Source organism: Enterococcus sp. AZ170, from assembly GCF_050545135.1.
Classification (GTDB): Bacteria; Bacillota; Bacilli; order Lactobacillales; family Enterococcaceae; genus Enterococcus_L; species Enterococcus_L ureilyticus.
On the sequence record NZ_CP172947.1, the window covers coordinates 2905783 to 2928720 of the forward strand.

Annotated in this window: 3 protein-coding genes; all 3 read right to left on the bottom strand. The window is 36.4% G+C overall.

Annotated features, from left to right (window positions below; all coding sequences use genetic code 11):
• Positions 1 to 14 precede the first annotated feature (14 nt).
• Genes IGJ55_RS14090 through IGJ55_RS14100 form a run of 3 tightly spaced genes read right to left on the bottom strand, consistent with a single transcriptional unit; the run spans position 15 to position 22691 of the window.
• Positions 15 to 5654: an amino acid adenylation domain-containing protein gene (locus IGJ55_RS14090; RefSeq protein ID WP_430606676.1), complete on the bottom strand. Its 5640-nt coding sequence runs from the start codon at positions 5652 to 5654 to the stop codon at positions 15 to 17.
• Between the two features lie 2 nt (positions 5655 to 5656).
• A complete protein-coding gene (locus IGJ55_RS14095; protein ID WP_430606677.1) occupies positions 5657 to 13255 on the bottom strand; it encodes an amino acid adenylation domain-containing protein in 7599 nt (2532 codons plus the stop codon).
• Positions 13248 to 22691 carry an amino acid adenylation domain-containing protein gene (locus IGJ55_RS14100; RefSeq protein WP_430606678.1) on the bottom strand — a complete coding sequence of 3148 codons (9444 nt, stop codon included), beginning with the start codon at positions 22689 to 22691 and terminating at the stop codon, positions 13248 to 13250. The genes IGJ55_RS14095 and IGJ55_RS14100 overlap by 8 nt, the downstream gene beginning before the upstream one ends.
• Positions 22692 to 22938: the final 247 nt, after the last annotated feature.

Consider the following 22938-nt stretch of genomic DNA (forward strand, 5'->3'; position numbering starts at 1 on the left):
ATCTTCGTAGGACATCATAATGCTAGCTCCAATTGATCACACATTGCTTGGAGCACTGTTCCTAATTGATTTTCTTGCTTCGTATTTTCTGGATAAATCAGTACTAATTGATCAGAATATTTGTTGATAACGATTTCGAAACCATTGACCTGATCTAGAGCGTCTACTTGTTTTCTAGCAATCGCTAACGTTTCGGGGGTGAATTCAAAAATCGTTTGATTGTTGATCGAATAGATCGATTTGTCGGTATAATGGCGATCAAGCTTACTTAATTCATCAATCAAACTGATTTGAGTGTCTAACTTAATTTGTTGTAATTGATTCAACTGCTGTTCTACGTCATTAAAATTGCCACTTGTCGGTTTCTTCAGCACTACTGGCCATAAATCAATGTATGGACCAATCGTTTGTGCAAAAGTTGCTGGCATATATGTCCTATTCTCCTGTACCACATAAACAGGAATTGATTGAATATCACTGATTCCATGGTTTTTTCGAATAATCGCTTGTGCTAGATACATAATCAACGACCATTGATTTTTAGCATAATATTCTTTTGTTTTATCTCCTAAAATTAGTGTAGATAAACGAATAGAAAAGATATCTCCCATTTTTTGCTGATTTTGACTGCTTTCTTTTAGTTGCTTAAATAACATCAAATAATCTTGTAGCCCACCCAACTTTGTTCCCTCATTGATTTGAGGTGTGTGGGGGGTAAATTCAGGTATAGCTGTTTGGTTTTCTGGATGAGTCAAAAGGCCCTCTTTTAACTGATTATAGAAAACTGTGTCACTATATTTATCCCAAATACTATGCGAAATCAGTACATGTAAAATCGTGGTTCTTTCATTGACTTTTGTTAATAACATTTGATAGAGCGCATTTGACGTCTCTTTTTTGAACCTTACAACCATTTTTTCTTTGATTTCTTGCAGGAAAGAACGACTTTCTTCTTCATTTCTCAAACTTAAATCAAGAAAAGGGATAGTAAAGCTCTCGGAAAATTGATGTTCATATAAAAGATATTCTTTTCCTTGTTTTTCATAACTGGTTCGTAGAAAAGGTTGCTTTTGGATCACCTGTTTTAAAGAGGCACTTATTACTGTTTGATCCGTTGTTGGTAATTCAAATGTGGCATACACCATTGTTTCTTGTAACGTGTCTAAAAACATTGTCTGCATCGCGTTTGGTTTAAATGTTTGTTTTATTGGATGATTGTCCCAGCGGATTGGAGCAAATAAATTGTCTTCGTCTACAGCTTTTTTGTCCTCAAAATTTAAAAAGTGAACAATCTGATCGATTTCTTTCAAAAATTGTTCATTTATACTTTGGATAAAACTTTCTGAGAAAAGGCGATTGTCATAAACGATATTACTATTTAGATTCTTATCTACAATGACTAAATTTACAGCGATCGGTGTTCCAAAATGATTATTCGAACTAACTTCATTCCCTTGGGGAGCGGGGCTCATCGTAAACAGTTGCTCTCCTTGTTGTGTTTCATTAAATTCTCCTGAATAATTGAAAGTAACCATCGGTTCGATCTTCGCAATTTCAGGTAAGACAGATTTAGCTAACCCATAGCCAATACCACTTTTAGGAATGGCTTTCAACGCACGATTTACTTCTAAAATATCAGCTTCTATACTTCCATTTCCTAATGAAAATGCAACTGGATAAGTGACTGTAAACCAACCGACCGTTCGATCGATTTCGATTGCGTCTGTCAACTGCTCTCTTCCATGGCCTTCCATCAATAACGAAACTGCTGGATTTCCAGTGACACTTGCGAGTGCTCTTGTTAATGCGGCAATCAAAATTTCATTGACATAAAAATGGTTATAACTATTTTTTTGTGTTAATAATTCAGCTGTTTTTGTAGTTCCCAGCTGTGTTGATAAAATGGTTAGTTGATTCATTGATTCGCTATTTTTTTGCAGCGGTAACTGGCTTTTTTCAACAATTGCGGCTGTTTCTTGCCAGAAAGGGAGTTCTTGCGTTAGTGCCTCACTTTTACTGTAATCAACAAGTTCTTGGCTCCATTTTTGATAAGACATTGTTTTCAATGGTAGTTTGATTTTCTGATCAAGTAGTACATTTTTATATGCTGTCTCAAGATCTTCTATGATGATCTTCCAAGAAATAGTATCTACAACAAGATGATGAGCAATTAATAACAAGAAACTCTGATCGTTAAATTGATAAATAACTGCTTTAAATACCTTGCCATCCGACAATGAAAGATCTGCTTGTGCTGCATTGCTCATTTTTTGCATTACTTGATAACTATCACTTGTTGTATCAAACCAATCGATTAACTGGCTCTCTTGCTCAATAATTATGTGTTCTACAGAAAACGACGCTACTGTATCTACCGGACAAATGGTCTGCTTCTCGTCATAAATAGCCCTGAGCATATCATGATGCCTCATTACTGCTTGTAATGCCGTTTCTACTTTCTTTTTATCTAGCTGCTCAGTTGAACATTCAAGCATGATTGATTGGTTAAAGTGATTGGGCTCAGCTAATTGTTCATCCATGAATTTCTTTTGGATCGGTGTCAAAAGAACTTCGCCTGTCACTGCACTTTGATCGAATGCTACTTTTTGATTTTGTTTAAGATTGTTGCTTAACTCCTTGATTGTGCGTTGACGTAAAATATCATTGATCGTTACAGCATAACCTTGCTCTTTTAATTTCGATACGATCCGGATCGCCTTGATCGAGTCACCACCGAGATCGTAGAAATCTTCATTTATCCCGATCAACTCAAGATTTAAGATTTCTTTAAAAATCATCAAGATATCTGATTGTAACTGCGTTTCAGGTACTTCCTTTTCCTCTAACACCAGGTTAGTGATCTGATTGGGCAATTGATTAACTGCTAGTTTCCCATTTTTAGTGGTTGGTAACGCATCTAATAGGACAATAGCTTTGGGAATCATATATTCTGGAAGTTGTGTTCGTAAATAAGCTTTTATTTGTTTTTCCGATATGTCACTTGTCGTACTAATATAAGCAAGTAATTGTTTTTCTGAGGTATTTTCCACTTCAATCATTTTTACTGCGGCTTCTTTAATTTCAGCAATAGCTAATAAGTGTGCTTCGATTTCTTTTAACTCTATTCTAAAGCCTCGAATTTTTACTTGTTGGTCGATTCTACCTAGAAATTCAATTTGCCCGGCTTGATTCCAACGGACCAAATCACCGGTCTTATACAGTTTTTCAGCAGAGTTAAAGGGATTTTCTACGAATTTTTCATTAGTCAATTCTTCTTTACCCAAATACCCTTTGGCTAAACCTTCACCACCTAGATATAATTCCCCAGGCATACCGATTCCACAAAGGGCATCATCAGAAAATATCAGTCCCTTAGTATAGTTGATTGGCTTGCCGATCGGAATCATTTGGGCAAAAGTGTTCTCGATTTCATAGGTCAAGGCAAACGTTGTACATTCGGTTGGACCATAACCATTGATCAAATGCGTCTTTTGATTGGCTTGCTTAAATTTGGAAACATGATATGTCGACAGCTTTTCGCCACCGATCAGTAAATAATCCAGTGCTGAAAAAGCGTGCTCATTTATCGAAATTAACTGGTTAAACAAGGAAGCCGTCAACCACATGACCTCGATTTCCCACATTTCGATCATGTTTTTTAGTTTGTCTGGGTCAACTAAATTTTCAATTTCGGATAAATACAGCGTACCGCCGTTTAACAACGCACCCCAAATTTCAAAGGTACTGGCATCAAAAGTCAACGAGCCTGTTTGAAGTATATTTGGTTGATTCAATTGAACATAATTAGGGTCTTTGACCAAACGAATAATACTTTTATGCTCGATCATCGTTCCTTTAGGCTCTCCAGTTGTCCCCGAGGTATAAATTACGTAGGCTAATACGTCTTTTGTCAGCGAGATTGGTTGGAAGTCTGGCATCGGTTGCGTCGGCTTTAAATCTCTCGCTGTTAGCTGGCTTATAGCAAGAGTATCGTCTGGTTCATCCACAGTAAAATCGATCAATAGACTCGCCTGGCTTTTTTCTATGATTTCTAAGTTTCTTTTTTTGGGATTTTTGGGGTCTAATGGAAGATACGCACAACCAGCCTTTAAAATTCCTAGATACGCAATGATCGTTTGAATTTCTCTAGCAGCAACGATCGCAACAATCGTTGATTCTGCTTGTTTAGCTTGAATTAGTGCAGCGATTTTCGTTGCCTGCTCGTTTAATTCAGCGTACGTGAGTGTTCGCTCGGTACTTGCTAAGGCAAGATGCGTTGGCATTTTTTTCACCTGCTGATTAAAAGAGTTAATCACTGTCGCCTCTTTTGGTAATTCGTAATCTGGTTGATTAAATTCAGTCACAATTTGCTTGATTTCCTCTTGCTCTAAACAAGTCACTTTGCTAATTAGTTTGGTTGTATCTGCTAAAATAGCGCTCATCAAGGTCACAAAATGGCGCTGCATTCGTTCAACAGTTGATTTTTTCAATAAGTTCACATCGTATTCCCAAACAAGCTCTACTTGATTGTCAGCAATCCCTAAATTAAACGTCAAATCAAATTTTGCTACGTGAGAATCTCTATCTACTTCCGTTAATTTACTATCACCCAAAGCGACATCTAACTGACCATTACTTTGGTAATTGAATAATATATTAAAAATCGGATTTTTATTTTCGCACACTGGAGCTTTTAACGCTTCAACAATCTCATCTAATGGATAGTCTTGGTGATCAAAAATCCCAATTATTTTACGTTTTACTCGCTCTAAATAGGTAATAAAATCTTCGTTTCCATGAATAGTATCGTTGATTGGCACAGTATTTACAAACATACCTAATAAGTTTTGAATATCAGGATGATCTCGTCCAGAGACCGTTGTACCAATTACAACCTCTTCACTGCCAGAATATTTTGATAGGAAAATCATAAAACATGCAATAAAAATCATATAGTTGGTGGTACTCGTTTTTTCAGCTAATTGAGACAACAGCTTGACCTGCTCTGGTGCTAAACTTGTACTGACGGTATCCCCCAAATATTCTCTTTCTTTTGGACGAGGATAATCATAGAATAATTCAAACTCTGGTAATCCATTTGAAAATTCATCAAGCCAAAATTGTTTGCTCGTCTGCTGCTCTTTTTTTCTATGCCAAGCACTATAGTCCTTATACTGCAACTTCATCGGTGGTAATAATTCATCATTGTATAAACGACTCAATTCTTCTAAGAACAGTCCCATCGATCCGCCATCCATAATAATATGATGTGCATCAAATAGTAAATACTGTTCCCCTGTTACAAGTGTGCAGTAGCACACTCGTAACAAAGGTAAAGTATCGATTTTAAACGGTCGAACAAATTCATCAAGTACTACAGACAATGGTTTGGAGGAATCTACGATTTTCTCAATTGTCACTTGATGTTCTTCTTCTACGATTTGACCAAATTTTCCATCAATCATTTCAAAATACGTCCTTAATACTTGATGACGTTCAATCAATTCATTTAAAGATTTTGTCAATTTCGTTAAGTCAACTGGCTGAGATACTTGAAAAGCAATCGGGATATTGTATGTGATACTCTCTCCTTGTACTTGCTCAATCGTATAAATTCTTTTTTGAGCAGAGCTCATTAAATATTTTTTACTCACCTTTACAACTCCTCATCATCCACAATTTCAATGCTATCAAGTGCCAACGATCCTGTAGCTACTAATTCTTTGATTTTTTCTGCTAAACTTCGAACATTTTTTTCTTGAAGAATATCGCTTAAAGGAACCTTTACGCCTGAGAATTTTGAAATCCCATTGGCTAAATGAACAGCTTTTAAAGAATGTCCGCCTAATTCAAAGAAATCGTCATTGAGCCCAACTTGCTCGACGTCCAATAGTTCTTCGAACAAACCGCAAATCGCAGCTTCCGTTTCATCTCTTGGCGCTTCATAAGAAACACGTTGCACTTGTTCGGGTTCAGGTAGATTTCGTTTATCGATTTTACCTGCTTTTGTCACAGGCAACTTGTCAACCATTGTGATATACGCTGGGACCATATAATCCGGCAACACCTTTTTCAACAGTTCTTTGATCTCGGAAACTGTCACTGTTTTATTTGTAACAATATAAGCACAAATAGCTAGCTCTTGATTGATCATTCGTGTGATCACACAAGCATCCCACACAGCTGGAATTAAGCCTAATTGGTTTTCGATTTCACCTAATTCAATTCTAAAACCACGAATTTTGACTTGCTCATCAATTCGTCCTACATATTGAATCACACCATCTTCCTGCCATCTCACTAAATCACCCGAACGATACATCCGCTCTGTCGGTATCACAGGATTTTGCACAAATTTTTCAGTGGTCGTCTGTGGGTTATTTACATAATCCAATGCTAAATTATCTCCACTGATACACAATTCACCTAGCATACCAATGCCGCACAACTTATCTTTTTGGAAGACAAACAACTTAGAGTTAGCAATCGCTTGACCAATCGGTACTGATTTGTATAATTGATTGGTTACTTGATAGGCTGACGCGCAGACAGTTGTTTCCGTTGGACCGTAGAGATTATAAAGAGCTGTTTTCCCTTGCGTCATCACGTGATAAAACTTCTCAACTAACGCCATGGTAGTGGCTTCTCCAGCTAATCCGACTTTGCTTAGTTGATTGATTTCATGCTGACGGTCATTTTCTTCTGCAAATTCCAATAACAGTTTAAAGACAGAGGGAACTGTGATCAAGATTTTTTGATCTAATTTTTTCAGGAAACGATCAGGATCATTTTTGACTTCGTCTGATATAATTTCCAACGTTCCGCCCACTAAGCACCCTGCAAATAATTCAAATACTGAACCATCAAAGATAAATGAAAATTGCTGTAAAATCGTCTGACTCCCATCAAGCTCAAAATAGTTCGTTTGCCAATGGACTAAATTCATCAAAGAAGCATGTCCAACTGTGACCCCTTTAGGATTACCTGTTGTACCAGAAGTATAGATCACATAAGCCTTGTCATCAGGCGTAAGCTCAGGTAATAGTGTTTGATCGAATAGGTTGCTTTGTAAACTAGTCACTGTAAAATCGAGTACAGAAGCTTCTATTGCCGGCAAATGCTCCTTTGTTCCATTCAATACAAACTCAATCCCGCTATCTGCTAGAATATAAGCAATTCTTTCTTCCGGCAATGTTGGTGAAAGCGGAATATATGCTGCTCCAGCCTTCATGATTCCATAAATTCCAACCACCATTTCGATCGTTCGCTCACTATATAAACCAATAAAGCCTGTTTTCCCTATATCTGCTGCAACTAGACGTTTTGCTAGAAGTGTTGATTTTTCTTCTAATTGAGCATAGGTCAGCTGCTCTTGTTCAAACACAACGGCGATTTGCTCAGGACACGCACTCGCTTGCTCTTTTAACGCACTTAGAATAGTCGGATAGCTATTTTTCTCTTGTTCTTTTGGATTAAAATCAACGACTACTTGTTCTTGTTCCGCTGCATTCACTAGAGAAAAATCCTCACAATTCAATGTTGGATTTTGCACTAGCTCTTTTAAAGCACAACTAATGCGAGATAAAATAAGCTTGGCCTCGACTTCTGTAAATAAGCGTTCGTCAAACATTAATTTAAAACTCAACTCATCTGAGGCACCCACACTTAAAGAGATTGGATAACTGGTTTGTTCGCGATAGTCTTCCATTTCCCCTAGTAAATTTACTGCTTCATTGGCTTCTTGAACAGCAAAATTTTCAAAAACCACGATTGTATGGATCAATTCTTTGCCCAATAAGCTTCTATTTTGAATTTCAGATAAGGAACAATACGTATGCTCATCACTTTCGATCGATTGTTGTTGAATCGTTTTGACCAAAGTTGCGAACGAATCACTTTCCTCCGTTTTCACTCTAACAGGAATGGCATTGATAAATAAGCCCACAGCTTGCTCAATTCCTGCTAATTGTAAGTTTCTACCAGAAACCATTTTCCCGAAAACGACATCATCTGTATGATTATAACGTTGTAAGATAAGACCCCAAATTGCCTCGACAATCGTGTTTAATGTAACGTTATTTTGTTTAGCAAACGCTTGAAGTACCTTTGTTTCTTCTTGCGAAAGTGATTCAAAAATCGCTTTGACCTCAGCATTGTTCTCACTTTTAGGATACATTCCTGTAAAACTAGCCTGTGTTTCGTATCCTTCTAGTAAGTTTTCCCAATAACCTAAGCTTGCTTTTTTATCTAAGTCAGCTACTGTTCTTGCATAGTCTTCGTACACCGTATCCGGTTCAATTTGAGCCAAAGTGATTGGTTCTTCACCACTTTGTAACGCTTCATAAATCTGCATCCAATCATTCAAAACAATCGACAAACACCAACCATCCATAATAATATGATGAAACGTGAAAATAAGTCGTTGCCCTTTTGGCAAATCTACCAACGTCACTCTAAATAGTGCCTCTTGCTCTAAATCAAAACCTCTTTCTACATCTGCGATTTTGAATTGTATAAATCGTTCATCGGCGTTTCTATCTTTAGAAAAGTCCAATCTTGCACTTTCCAATAAACGATTCGCAAAGATCACTTGTCTTGGATTTTTGATATCTTTATACATGATATTGGTTTTCAATGCAGGATGTTTTTCAGCAAGTACTTTTAAACTTTCTATAAGTATGCTGTCATTCATTTGCCCGTTTACATCGTAAGAACATTGAATAACATAACTGGTCGAAGTTTCATCCAATAATTTATGGTATAGTAACCCTTCTTGCATTGAAGTTAATGGAATGATGCGCTGCATTTCCCCAATGCCAAGTTCCTCTGCTTTTTGTTGTGCAATATCAAATTCAACCTGATTCCATGAAAGCTCACCTAGATCAGAAGCGGTTTTTTGTGGTTTCGCAATCGTTGCGCAATAAGTTGCAACGGCAGTGAGTTCTTCTTGATAGCTATTACTGATTGCAAGCATTTGTTCATGTGAAAGAATCGGTTCCATATAAACTAAATCAGTAATCAATTGTCCATTTTGAATATAGCAGTTCACAGACAACGGGCTTCCGATCGTATTTTCTTTAGCACTATCCTTTACATTTTTAATGGTACTGATGGTAAATGGCTTTGTCCCCTCTACTCTTTCGCCTAGCTCTCCAAGATAATTAAAGACCACATCTGTTTTTTTATTTGTGATTTTATCAGTATATGTTCTTAGTAAACCGTAACTCATCCCTTTATTAGGTATTTTTCGAATCGATTCTTTCACACTTTTAATTGTTTCAGGTAACGTTTTTGCCACTGTAACTACTAGAGGATACATCGAAGTAAACCAACCAATCGTTCTGTCAACAGAGCCTATTGAGTCAAAAAATTCACGACCGTGACCTTCTAATGTAATAGAAAGACTAGATTGACCAACAGTCGTTTCTAAAGCGTTAGCCAAGGCCGTCAACAGTAAATCGCTGATTTCCGTAGAAAACGCCTTGTTTGCTTCAAAGCGAAGCTGCTTGGTTTCTGCTATTCCTAACGCAAAGGTCATTGTATGGCTTTGAATCGAAGGACTGTCACGATCAAAAATCGCTGTGTGGGCAATTTTCTGATTGATTTCTTGCCAATAGGCCTCATCTTTGCTGATTTCATATCGCGTTGTTAGCTCACTCAAGCCAGCACTCCAAGCTGAATAAGAAATTGTTTTTTGTGGAAGTTGGATTCTTTGGCCCTTCTTCAACTGTTCATAGCTATTATTTAAATCTTCAATAAAGATTTGCCATGAAACAGCATCCACGATCAAATGGTGCATTTGAACCCAAAGATAGGTCTTATTTTTAGTGTGAAAAACTAAAATCCTAAGTAGCGGCGATCGCTCAAATGTAAACATTGCTTGAAAAGGTGCTCCGATTGTATGGAGTTCTTTCGCTATATCCAGCACACTCTCATTTAGCTGGAAAGAATGAAACTCATAGTTTTTTGTTGGCTCCCAGGCTTCAATTCTTTGTTCCATTTCTTGATCCACCGTCATTCTAAGCAGATCGTGATGCTGAACAATTTCATCTAAAGCTTTTTTCAACAGCATTTCATCTAAGGAAGAGTTTGTTTCTAAAATCAGTGACTGGTTAAAATGTTCTGGCTTGTCTAATAAACTTGAATAAAAAAATTCTTGTATCGGGCTACGTGGTACTATGCCTGTAACCATTTCTTGAGCCATTTTTCGAGTGATCGGCTTCATTTTCTGTGCTATTTCTTTGATGGTTCCTGCTTGCATGATTTCTTTAACGGTTAATTGATACTCAAGTTCTCTCGCTTTGGAAACGATGCGGATTGCTTTAATTGAATCGCCGCCTAGTTCATAAAAACTATCTAACAGGTTGACTTTCTCTAATTGTAAAATCTCTTTGAACAAAGCCACTGCTTGTTCTTCGGTTTCTGTTGTTGGGTTTAAAAAGGCTTTTCCTTTCGTTATCTTAGGCTCAGGCAGTTGTTTTTCATCCAATTTACCATTTGCAGTGATGGGTAATTTCTCTAAGAAAATGAAATAATTCGGTACCATATAATCTGGTAATGTTCGGCCCAAATAATCTTTTAAGGTACTTTCTGCCACTAACTGTTGTGTCACAATATAGGCGCAAAGATAGGTTGTCTCTTTTTGCACTCTGACTGTCACAGCGGCAGAGATTACTTCTGGCACTTGTAAGAGTGTTTGCTTGACTTCCGCTAACTCCACACGAAATCCACGGATTTTCACTTGCTGATCGATTCGTCCAAGATAATCGATCGAGCCATCAGCTCTATATTTCCCTAAATCACCTGTTTTATAAATCACTTGGTCCTCTAATGACACGAATTGTTTAGCAGTTAATTCTGGTTGATTTAAATAACCTCTGGCAACACCAGCACCCCCGATACATAACTCTCCTGGAATTCCAACACCACAATATGTCTGGTTATTCATCACGTACACTTGGGCTTGTTGGATAGGACTTCCTATCAGTGTATCTTGGTTATCCAACTGATCTGGATAGCGATAATACGTTGCACAAACCGTTCCTTCTGTCGGTCCATATAAGTTACGAATGATCGACAATTTCTTGTTCGTACAGCTCACAAATTGATTAAGTAACAAATTCGTCACTTTTTCAGCGCCTACATAGGCTGCTTCAATCTGTTCAAATGCTTTTTCACGTTTATTTTCTTTCGTGTAGTTTAATAAGGCTTCTAGAAATGTTGGTACTAACAGGAAATGTGTCACGTGATTCTTTTCAAATACATCCAGTAATTGACCAAAATCATCGTGTTGTTGCGGTGATAACATTTGTAGTGAAGCACCTGAAAGCAGTGCTAGAAAAATCTCCCAGACAGAGGCATCAAACGTATAGATTGCTTTTTGTAAAATCACGCTATTTTCAGTTACATTGCCTTCTTTTTCTTGCCATTCTATCAAGTTCATCAAAGAATGATTTTCAATCATTACACCTTTCGGCTTTCCAGTACTACCTGAAGTATAAATAATATAGGCTAGATCTGAACCTGCAACAGCCTCTCTTTCAACAGATTCTCGGCGGCTTTTTTCCGCTTGTAGAATCGTTGGTTTGCAAATAAGTGCTTTCCCAACCAGCTGATTCGTTGTTGGTGAACATAGAACTGCCTTGGCTTGACTGTCTTTTATGATATAGTTGATCCGTTCGATCGGTGTCGTTGGTGTAATTGGGAGATACGCAGCACCAGCCTTTAAAATGCCAAGAATACCTACTATCAGCTCCGCAGTTTGTTCAACGATCAAGGCAACTACATCATTTTTCCCGACCCGTTCCGCTTTCAATTCTTTTGCTACCGCATTTGCTCGTTCGTTTAACGCTTTGTAAGTTAGTTGTTCTTGTAAATAATGAACAGCCATTTTCTCTGGATTTTTTCGTACTTGCGCTTCAAATTGCTCAATTGGTGAAATAAAATCCTCTTGATTGACGTGACTGTTTGAATGATTAAAGGTTTCTTTTATTTCAGTGATCTGTGCCAGATTTAAATATTGAAGCTCGCAAACAGGCTGTTCAGACTCTGCTAATAAATTAGCTAACAACACACCAAAATAGTCTGCCAATCGCTGAATTGTCGCTTCTTTAAACAGCTCCGTATTGTACTCCCAATTGATTGTATAGTCTGTCTCATGCTCGATCAATGTGACCGTCAAATCAAATTTTGACACCTCTAGCTGAATTTGCTCCATTTTTGCAAGTTGACCACCTAAATAGACTGTTTCATCATAACCGACTTCATAAGAAAACATCACATCAAAAATCGGATTTTTAGGAGCTAATGCGGCGATTTTTTCGTACGGATAATCCTGGTTTTCAAAAACATCTAGGCTTTTATTTTTCACATCTTCTAAGATCTCGGTAAAATTTTTCTGATCATCGATAGTACCAATGATTGGCAAAGTATTAACAAACATGCCGATCATTTCTTGTGCTGAAGGATGATTACGCCCTTGTGCAGCAGTTCCAATTACTACACGATCTTGACGATTTAACTTGGTAAGAAAAATCATCAAAGCGGTCAAATAGATCATGAAACTTGTTGTTTGCTTTTGTTTATTGAATGCTTCGATTTTTGCTTTGATCGAAGCATCAAGTTTCATCTCTACATGATTCCCTTTCACTTTTTGGCTCTTTTGCTTTTTAAAATCAACTGGCAGCTCTGTTTCTGGTAAAGGTTCGAAAAATTCTGCTTCCCAAAATTCTGCTTGCTCTTCTAAATCTATACTATTTTGCCAAGCCGAAAAGTCTTTATAGTGAAGGTCAACTGGGTCCATTTCATTTCCATCATAAAGCTCACTTAATTCTTCTAATAAAATCCCTGTCGAGGTACCATCTGAAATAATATGGTGAACATCGATAATCACCAGTGTATATCCCTCTTGATCTTTGCCTATTCCTAATCTGATTAGAGGTGCTTGGTTCAAATCGAAGGGTCGAACAAATTGTTCAATCATTTCATTCTTGGTATCCCCTTTGATTCTTTCGATTTGTCTGATTTCTGGCGGATGTATGTTTTGGACAAATTTATCTTTTTCAATCGAGAAACTTGTTCGGAACGCTTCATGCCTTTCACATAACTGATTAAATGCCTGATTTAAGCGGTTATAGTCCAGCTCTTTTTCAAGTTTCAAAATAATCGGCATATTATACGTAACGCTCGATTCTTGTGTTTTTTCAAGTGTATAAATTCTTCTTTGATTGGAACTCATTAAATATTTTTTACTCATCTAGGCACTCCTCAGCAGCTTTTAGTAACGGTTGAAAAACTTTTTTATTTTTTTTCTTAATCATTTTCGCAATGTTTTTCACGTTTTGTTCTTTCATAATATCTTTTAGAGATACTCTTAAGCTAAATTCATTTTCGATTCTTCTTGTTAGCTCAACTGCCTTGATCGAATAGCCGCCAAGTTCAAAGAAGCTATCCGTTATACCAATATTGTCAACATTTAAGACCTCTTTAAATAGCGGTAATAGTTTTGCCTCATCTTTGGTTGATGGTGGAACGATTGTTGTGTGATACTCAATTGGGATTTCTTGTAAGGCCTTTTCATCTAATTTACCATTGTGATTTTTAGGCAGTTCATCAATTTGTTTGATAAAACTTGGAATCATATAATCAGGGAATACGTCTTTTAGCTCTGCCAAGATCGCTGGAATCGTTAAGGTTGATTCACTTACTAAATAGGCACATAATTGTGGGCTTCCTAGACGCTCATTGACGATCACTGCCGCACTTGAAATCATTGGCTGTTTCAATAATTCTTTTTCAATTTCTTCGATTTCAATTCTAAACCCACGAATTTTAACCTGTTTATCGATTCGTCCAAGATAGTGAATTTGCCCCTTTTCATCTACTTTTCCGAGATCTCCTGTTCGATAGAGATAGTCGTTTTCCTTAACGATACTAGGAATTAGTTTTTCCATCGTTTGACTTTCAGAGCCTAAATATTCTTTGAATACGCCAGCCCCGCCGACACAAATTTCTCCTACAACATCGATTCCACACAGTTTTTCTTCATTCATAATATAAACCTGTGTATTTTGAATAGGTTGTCCAATGGCGATACGATCATTTAAATCTTCAACCTGTACTTCATAAAAAGTAGCACAAACGGTTATCTCAGTTGGACCGTACAAATTCGTGATTTTGGTTAGATTCCTTTTGTTTTGAGTAACTTCAGCATATTTCTCTAATAATTGTGTCGTTAAAGCTTCTGCACCTAGATAGATTTTTTCCAGTCCATCTAACGCTTCAGCCAAATTTTCTGCTTTCATATACTCTAAAATAGAATCAAAAACAGTGGGAACCATCAGTGTATGGGTGACCTGTTTGGTTTGGATCACTTGTAGCAATCTAGCATAATCTTGATTTTCATCTTCTGTCAGCATTTGTAGTTTTGCACCAGATAATGTAGCTAAGAAAATCTCCCATACCGATGCATCAAAGGAGCACGTTGCTTTTTGTAAGATAACGCTTTGGTCATTCACTTTCCCTTGTTCTTTTTGCCATTCAATCAAGTTGATCAAACTATTGTGTCTGATTTTGACACCTTTAGGATGTCCAGTACTGCCAGAAGTATAAATAATATAGGCACAATCTTCGCCGGAACAATTTAAGGCTAAATTTTCTGCTGTTCGATCGATCGATGATACCACAATCGTTTGGATAGCTGAAGAATTCGACCACCCGTTCGTTAAGATCACTTTTGCCTGACTATTTTCTAAAATATAATCAATTCTCTTTGTTGGTAGTTCAACATCAATTGGTAGATACATCGCCCCTATCTTTAATACACCATAAATCGCTGCTACAAATTCAATCGAACGATGGAATAATAAGCCAACAACATCTTGTCTTTTCACACCTGCTTCTTTTAATCTCTTGGCAATCCCATTTGCCATTTCGTTCAATTCAGCATAGGTGACCTCGGTCGTCTCAATACCTACGGCAATACGGTCTGGGTATTTTATAACATTTTCTTCAAACCAAGAAATAATCGTCTCATGCTGCAATGAGGTTTGTTCTTGGTTATTAAATGTGTAACAAATTTTTTCTTTTTCTGATTGATCGATCATTGAAAGTTCAGTTAAGGGACTTTTTGGCTGATCAAGTGCATTCGTGAGCAACATGATAAAATGTTCTGATGTTTTTTTCATTGTTTCTTCTTTGAATAACTGGAAATTGTAATCCCAATTGATTGATACTTGCTCAGCATGCTCTTTGATCGTTAATGTTAAATCAAATTTCGCTGTATTATTCGGCAGTTCATAATAACTCATCTTAGCCGTACCCAATGAATAATGAACATCTTCAATGTTTTCGTAAGAAAACATCACATCAAAGATTGGATTCCGTGTTTGACTTGGCTTAATTTCAAGTTTTTCTACTAATTTTTCAAACGGATAATCCTGATTATTAAAAACTTCAAAGAAATTAGCTTGCACTTGTTTTACATAATCCGTAAATGCAACATCAGAATCAACTTCTTGTTTTAATGCGACCGTATTTACAAACATTCCTAACATTTGTTCCAAATCTGGATGATTCCGACCTGAAATGGCTGTTCCTGTAATGATTTCTGTTTTTCTGGTATATCGTGAAAGGAGTAAATTAAATAATGCAGCATAAAATATATAGCTAGTGATTCCTTGTTGTTTACAAAACTCTTGAATCTTTTGCTTCAGTTTTTCTGGCAGTTCGACTGCAAAACTTTTCCCTGCGTAACTTGCTTCGGAGCCTCTGCTAAAATCAGTTGGAAACTCCGTATTTAATTCTGCATCAGCTAATGTATCCAGCCAAAATTCTTCTTGTTTTTGTAAATCCAATTGATTTTTCCATGAACTATAATCTCTATACTGAATCCCGATTTCCCTTGTTTCTTCTCCATTATAAAAGGCGGCTAATTCGGCAACAAAGGTCGGAATCGATTCACCATCAAAAATAGCATGGTGGATATCCACAACCACAATCTGTTCCTGCGGTAAAATAGAGAATACGTGTCCTTTGATCAAAGGACCGTTGACTAGATCAAATGGTTCAATCCAATCAAAAATAGCCTGGTCTAATTCCTCTTTCTTAACAACTGAACTAGATATTGGAATCGTTATTTTATTCGCAATGGTTTGACTATAGCGACCTTCTTTAAAGGTAAAGGTAGTTCTTAAAATTTCATACTTTTCACTTAAATGCTGTATAGCAGCTTGTAATTTTTCAATAGACAGCTCACCTTCGATTGTTAAGACAACTGGAATATTATATGTTGTACTATTGTTCAAGGTTTCCTCTACTAAAAGGATCCGCTTTTGAGCCGGGCTTACTTCCAAACTCGTTCCTGGTTCGATTGGACGATAAGTTTCTCCTTTTTGTAGGTTGAATGCAATCTTCTCAACTGTTCGGCCGGTCATAATGTCTTCTAAGGTTAATTTAATGCCAGTTTTTGTAGCTAACTGCCCTGACAACTGCATTACTTTAAGTGAATGCCCACCTAACTTGAAGAAATCATCAGTCACACTGACATTTTCCAGTGACAAAATTTCAGCAAATGTTTCACAAACAATGTACTCTGCTTCATTTCGTGGTGCTATAAAATGTGCGGTCTCTGATATTTCAGGTGTCGGCAAAGATAATTTATCGGTTTTTCCGTTTTTGTTGAGTTGAAGTTTTTCAACGTGCATGATGACTTTAGGTACCATATAATGTGGTAATTTCAGTAATAACTCATGACGAATCAATTCAATCTCTACTGGCTCTTCTAATTGGACATACGAACAAATCTCTTTTTGCCCGTTTTCTTCGAAAATAATCGTCATTGCATTACTCACATACGGAAGTTGTTTAATGACTGTTGTGATGCCTTCTAATTCAATCCTAAACCCTCTTATTTTCACTTGATCATCTACGCGTCCAAGATAATCGATCGAACCATCCTCAAGCCAGCGAGCAAGATCTCCTGTTTTATATAACCGCTGATTTGAATCAGAATGTATAAATTTTGCTTCTGTACTGTCTTTCAAATTTAAATAGCCTTTTGCCAAACCTGCTCCGCCTAAATACAGCTCTCCTGGAATTCCGATGCCGCATAATTGGTCATTTTTCATGACATAAGCTGTAGTATTTGAGATCGGTTTTCCAATCGGTATAAGCGTCTCAATGTCATAGTCTAAATCTTCATACAAAGAAAAAGTCGTATTTTCAGTTGGCCCATAAATATTACAGATACTGACCGCTGGATTATATTCCTTAAAGCGTTTGATTGGGGACGCAACAATCTTTTCCCCACCAACGAGTACTCGTTTCAATGAATGAAAGGCTGTCGGATGCATTTCCACAACGTTGACAAACAACGAGGTCGTCATAAACAACGTATTGATTTTTTGCGATACGATGACATTTTCTAAAGATTTTGGATCCATCAACACATTAGCCGTCGTCATAAATAAGGCGCCGCCGTTTAATAATGCCCCCCAGATTTCAAAGGTACAAGCATCAAAAGTTAGAGAACCTGTTTGCAAAATATGCGTATCTTTAAAATCAACATAATTTGTATTTTTAACCAAGCGCAAGACATTTTTATGCGTGATCATAACCCCTTTAGGAACCCCCGTTGTACCAGAAGTGTAGATAACATAAGCTAAATCTTCTGCACTATTTTGAGGGAGTGCGTTAGTTGTGTCCACAGTATCAAAAGCTTCATTTGTAATAACTGTGCAAGTCACAAGTTCTTCCGTATCACTTAATTGTTGTCCAAAATCACACAACACTTTACATTTAGCATCTTCGAGAACGAAATTGATTCTTTCTATCGGACTATTACTATCGATTGGTAAGTATGCCCCACCAGCTTTTAAAATTCCTAAAAAAAGCATGACCGTTTCTACTTTCCGTTCTGCCACAACAGCGACTAAATCTCCTGTGACAACACCAAGACTTCTCAATTTATGTGCTAAATTCGTTGAGCGTTGATCCAATTGTTCATAAGTCAATGCTTGGTCCTCAGAAGAAACGGCAGTTTGGTTTTGATAGTTTGATAAAACTTCTGTGAACATTTCCGTAATCGAACGATTTTCAGGATAACTTGTAGGTGTTTGATTGAAATGATTGGTAATCAATTCTCGCTGATTCTTCGGAAGAAAATCAATTGTCGAAATTGGCTGTGCTGGCGCTTTTATCACTGATTTCACCAATTGACAAAAATAGGTCAGAATGTGATCTACGCCTTGCTCTGTATATTTTGCAACATCAAATAAAAGGCTGATTGCGAATGTTTCACCATTTTGAATGGATAAGGTCAGATCATAGTTTGTCTCTTCTCTAATATCTTCTAATAAAAATTGCGGTGTTTTTTGTTTAGGTGACTCATTTTCCTCATAGTTTTCAAACGCAACGATTGTTTGTACAAGCTTATTTCCTAGCTTATGTTCTTTTTGAATCTCACTTAAGGGATATAAGTCATAGGCACCACTTTGATTCAATTGTATTTGCAAATTAGTAACAACTGTCTTAAAGTCAGTATTTTTTTGATTTTGTACTCTAACTGGGATCGTATTGATAAACAAGCCAACTTTATCCTCAATATTAGCGATTGGACTATTTCTACCTGAAACGACTTGACCAAAAACAACATCCTCAGTATTGGTATAGTTTTGCAATAACAGTCCCCAAGCTGCTTCAAAAATGGTATTAACGGTTGTATTTAATGACTTTGCTAAAGATCGAATCTGCTCACTGTCTCGCGTATTCAAAATATGTTTGACTTGATTTTGATCAGAAGTGACAGTTATCGCATTTGTCGGTAAAATACTTGCAACCGTTGTATAATCTTCTAGTAATCTATGCCAATATTCTTTTGACTCAGACGTTGGCCTCTCCATTAAATAACTCACATAGTCCGCATGAGCATAATCTGGCTCAAGTCTTTGCTTGATATCTTCGTAAATCTGTCCTGCCAATAATTGATCATAGAAGTCTCGTAAGTCATTCAGTAAGATGGCATTACACCATCCATCCAAAATAATATGATGGAAACTCATCAACATTTTGTAATTATTTGGCGCACTCTTTATTAACTTAATTCGAAATAAAGCATCTGTTTCAAGATCAAAACCTCGTTGGATATTTGCTTTTTTGATTGCTTCTAAAGCCTTTTCATTCGCTAAACACTCTGTCAAATCAATGATTTCAATAGCACAAATAGCTTGTTGACGAATAACCTGTCTAGGAACACTAACCTCTTTATAAACAATAGTCGTTCTTAACGCACTATGCTTTTGTACCAACAAATTAAGTGCTTGTTTAAACTCTGCTACCTTGATATCGCCTAATCCATACAAGGACTGAACGATATAGGCACTTGCTGATTGTTGTTCGAATTCATGAAACAATAGCCCTTCTTGTAGTGGTGTTAAAGGGTAAATTTTTTCAATTTGAGCATTCTGCTTTGCAAAAGCTATTTCTACGCGTCTAAATTCCTCTTCATTCCATTCGGTCTCACCAAAATCAGAAGCTGTTTTTTCCGGTAATGCGTGATTAAGACAATGGTCTACTACTGATGCTAATTCTTCTTCAAAGGATAGTTTCAACTCATTAATCATGGCTTCACTGCATTGTGATTTATCATAAATGAAAACAAACGAAATAATCCCATTATTCAATGAACCATCGATCGAAATTGGCGTCCCAAAATGGTTATTTTCTGCGATTTGATAGCCATATTCAACTTGATTGATTTGAATCGCATAATCAGATGATTCTTGTTCAAAATCGCCTAGATAATTAAACGTTATTTCAGTTTGGACTCCTTCAAATTGCTCGTCATAGCAGTCTAAAATACTATAGCCTAAACCATGATTGGGGATACGGCGTAGATTTTCTTTGACTCTTTTTATATCCTGTTGTAAAGTGCTACCGATCTCAGTACAAACCACTGGGTATATCGTTGTAAACCAACCGATTGTTCGATCAATGTGGATTGGCTTATGAATTGGTTCACGGCCATGTCCTTCCATTCGTACACTGATTGTGTTCGCTTTAGTCCGTTTGTTTATGGTTCTAAATAACGCTGTTACTAATAAATCATTGATTTCTGTGTTATATGATTTATTGGAATGTAAAATAAGATTCTCTGTTAACTCTTTAGATAACGAGATTTCATCCAAACCAGTACCAAGATCATTTTGCGGAACACACAAATGCGTATTTGCTTGTTGGGCTAGTTTACTGATTTTATTCCAATACGGTCGCTCTTTTTCCAGCATTTCTGAGGTACTAAAGTCTTCTAAGGTCTGACACCATTTAGAAAACGATGCTGTTTTCATTGGGAGTTCAACTGCTCTGTTTTCTAAAATTTGTTTATAGGCTATATTGATATCTTCTACTAAAATACGCCAAGAAATGCCATCTACCATTAAATGATGGACGATCAATGAAATGTAAGATGTTTCCTTTGTATGAAACATACCCACTTTGATCAATGGACCCTCTGCTAAATGTAAACTTGCTTGCAGCTTGTTACTTAATTCTTCTATTTTTTCAGAAATAGCATCTGCTTTTTCACAAGCTAAATCAAATGAACGCATCTCAAATAAAGCTGAATTATTGGGCTCCTGGATGATTTGTTTATCATCTGGATAAACAGCTCTTAACAAATCATGATGATTGCAAACCGCTTGCAGCGCTTTTTCAAAAATGTCAGGTTGCAGATTGGCACATTCTAATAAAAAAGTCTGGTTAAAATGTTCTGGTTCTGGTAGTTTACTCTCAAAAAAGTACTGTTGAATCGGAGATAACGGTGTTTCCCCCACAATCATTTGCTCATCTTGTTCGACTGATTCAAGCTGGATAGATTCCATATAAGTTGCAATAGCCCCTAGATTTTTTTCACCCATGATTGTAGGAACACTTAAATTGTAGCCAAGTTCCCTTAATTTAGAGACAATCCTAATTGCTTTGATTGAATCGCCACCAATTTCAAAAAAGTTATGATTACACCCAATATTTTTATTATTCAAAACAGCTGAAAAGACCTCAATAAGGATACGTTCGTTTTCTGTTTTAGCTGCTACGATCGTTTGGACTGAAACACTAGGTTCATCTTCAATAGCTGGGAGCTTCTCTTTGTCTAATTTACCATTACTATTTACAGGTAATACAGCTATTTTTATAAATCTTTTTGGAACCATATACAGCGGTAATTTTTTCTCTAAATATGCTTTTAAATGGTCTTCTTGATAGTCTTCTTTAGAAACGTAATAAGCAAGTAATTGATTGTCTTGAGAAACAATTACAGCTGAATCATCAATTTTAGGATAACTAGCTAAGGTATTTTTAATTTCGCTTAGTTCTATTCTTAATCCATTGATCTTGACTTGCTCATCAATTCGTCCTAAATATTCTAAATTCCCATCTCTTTGCCATTTAGCCAAGTCTCCTGTTCTATATATTTTCCCAGGTAGACCAAAATAATGATCAACAAATTTTTCTGCTGTTAATTCTGGACGATTCAAATAACCACGAGCCACTCCAGCACCGCCAATACACAGTTCTCCTGCTTCATCGACACCGCAAAGTTGATCGCCATTCATAATATAAATTGTTGCATTATCAATCCCTTTACCAATTGAAACAGCCGTTTGCTCTTTCAGCTCAGCTAAATGAAAGTAAGTTGATCCGATCGAGGCTTCCGTTGGGCCGTACAAATTATAAATATTCTCTTTTTTTAGAGAAGTCACTGTGCAAATTTTTTTCACTAGCGTTTCTTCTAATTTTTCACCAGCAATATATAAAGTGTTCAAGCAAGATAAATAAGACTCTTTGTTCACTTCGACCACATAATCTAAAAAAACAGAGAGTACTGTAGGAATCATAACCATATGTGTGACTTGATTTTTTTGAATAACATCTAGCAGCAAACTAAAATTATTATTTTCTTGATCTGTTAATAATTGTAACTTGACACCTCCCAAGATTCCTAAAAAAATCTCTCCCACTGCAGCATCAAATGAACAGGTCGCTTTTTGTAACATGACACTTTTTTGGTCAAAATTTGTTGTTCCAAGTTTCCACTTAATAAAATTTACTAAGCCTTTATGTTCGACCATAACGCCTTTAGGATTGCCTGTTGTACCTGAGGTATAAATAACATATGCGAGTTGACTTGGGGAATAAGATAAAGCTGGTGCTTTGTTGCATGCAGTAGTAAAGTTAGGACTAATCACTTTTTTAGTTAGTGAGGTTGCCCATTTTTCTTTTGAATTGTTATCTGTAATTATTTGTTTGACATGGCTATCTTCGATTATATACTTGATTCTTTCTTCTGGATTCTCAGGATCTATAGGTAAAAAAGCAGCGCCTGATTTGAGAACACCTAAAATGGTGCTAACTAATTCAATTGAACGATTCAAAATAATACCAATCAGATCTTCTTGTCCAACGCCAGATTCTACTAATATTTTGGCAATATGATTGGCTCTTTGATCTAATTGTTCATACGTCACAGTCTCTCCACTAATACTAACTGCATCTCTTTGCGGATGTTTTTGAACTTCCAGTTCAAACCATGTTACTAAATCCAAATCTTTATAATTCGTATTTCTATTTGGATTAAACTCATGAATAACTTTTTCATATTCGCTTTCTCCTAATAGATTAATCAGTATATTTTCCAACTCATAACCCACTCCATTTTGTTATATTAAAAAGGCTGAAAATTCTATTTCAAATTCATAAGCGATTACTTTTTGAATTTAAACACGTGAATATTCAGTTATTTTAATTCAAATTCTATTAAATTTTTCACTAAATGTCAAACGTATTTTTCAATAAAAAATTAGTGCTTATTCTTTTTATCTTATTTTTCATCTTTATATACAACTTATATACCAATGATATGTAAATTTGACATTTCCCAAAATG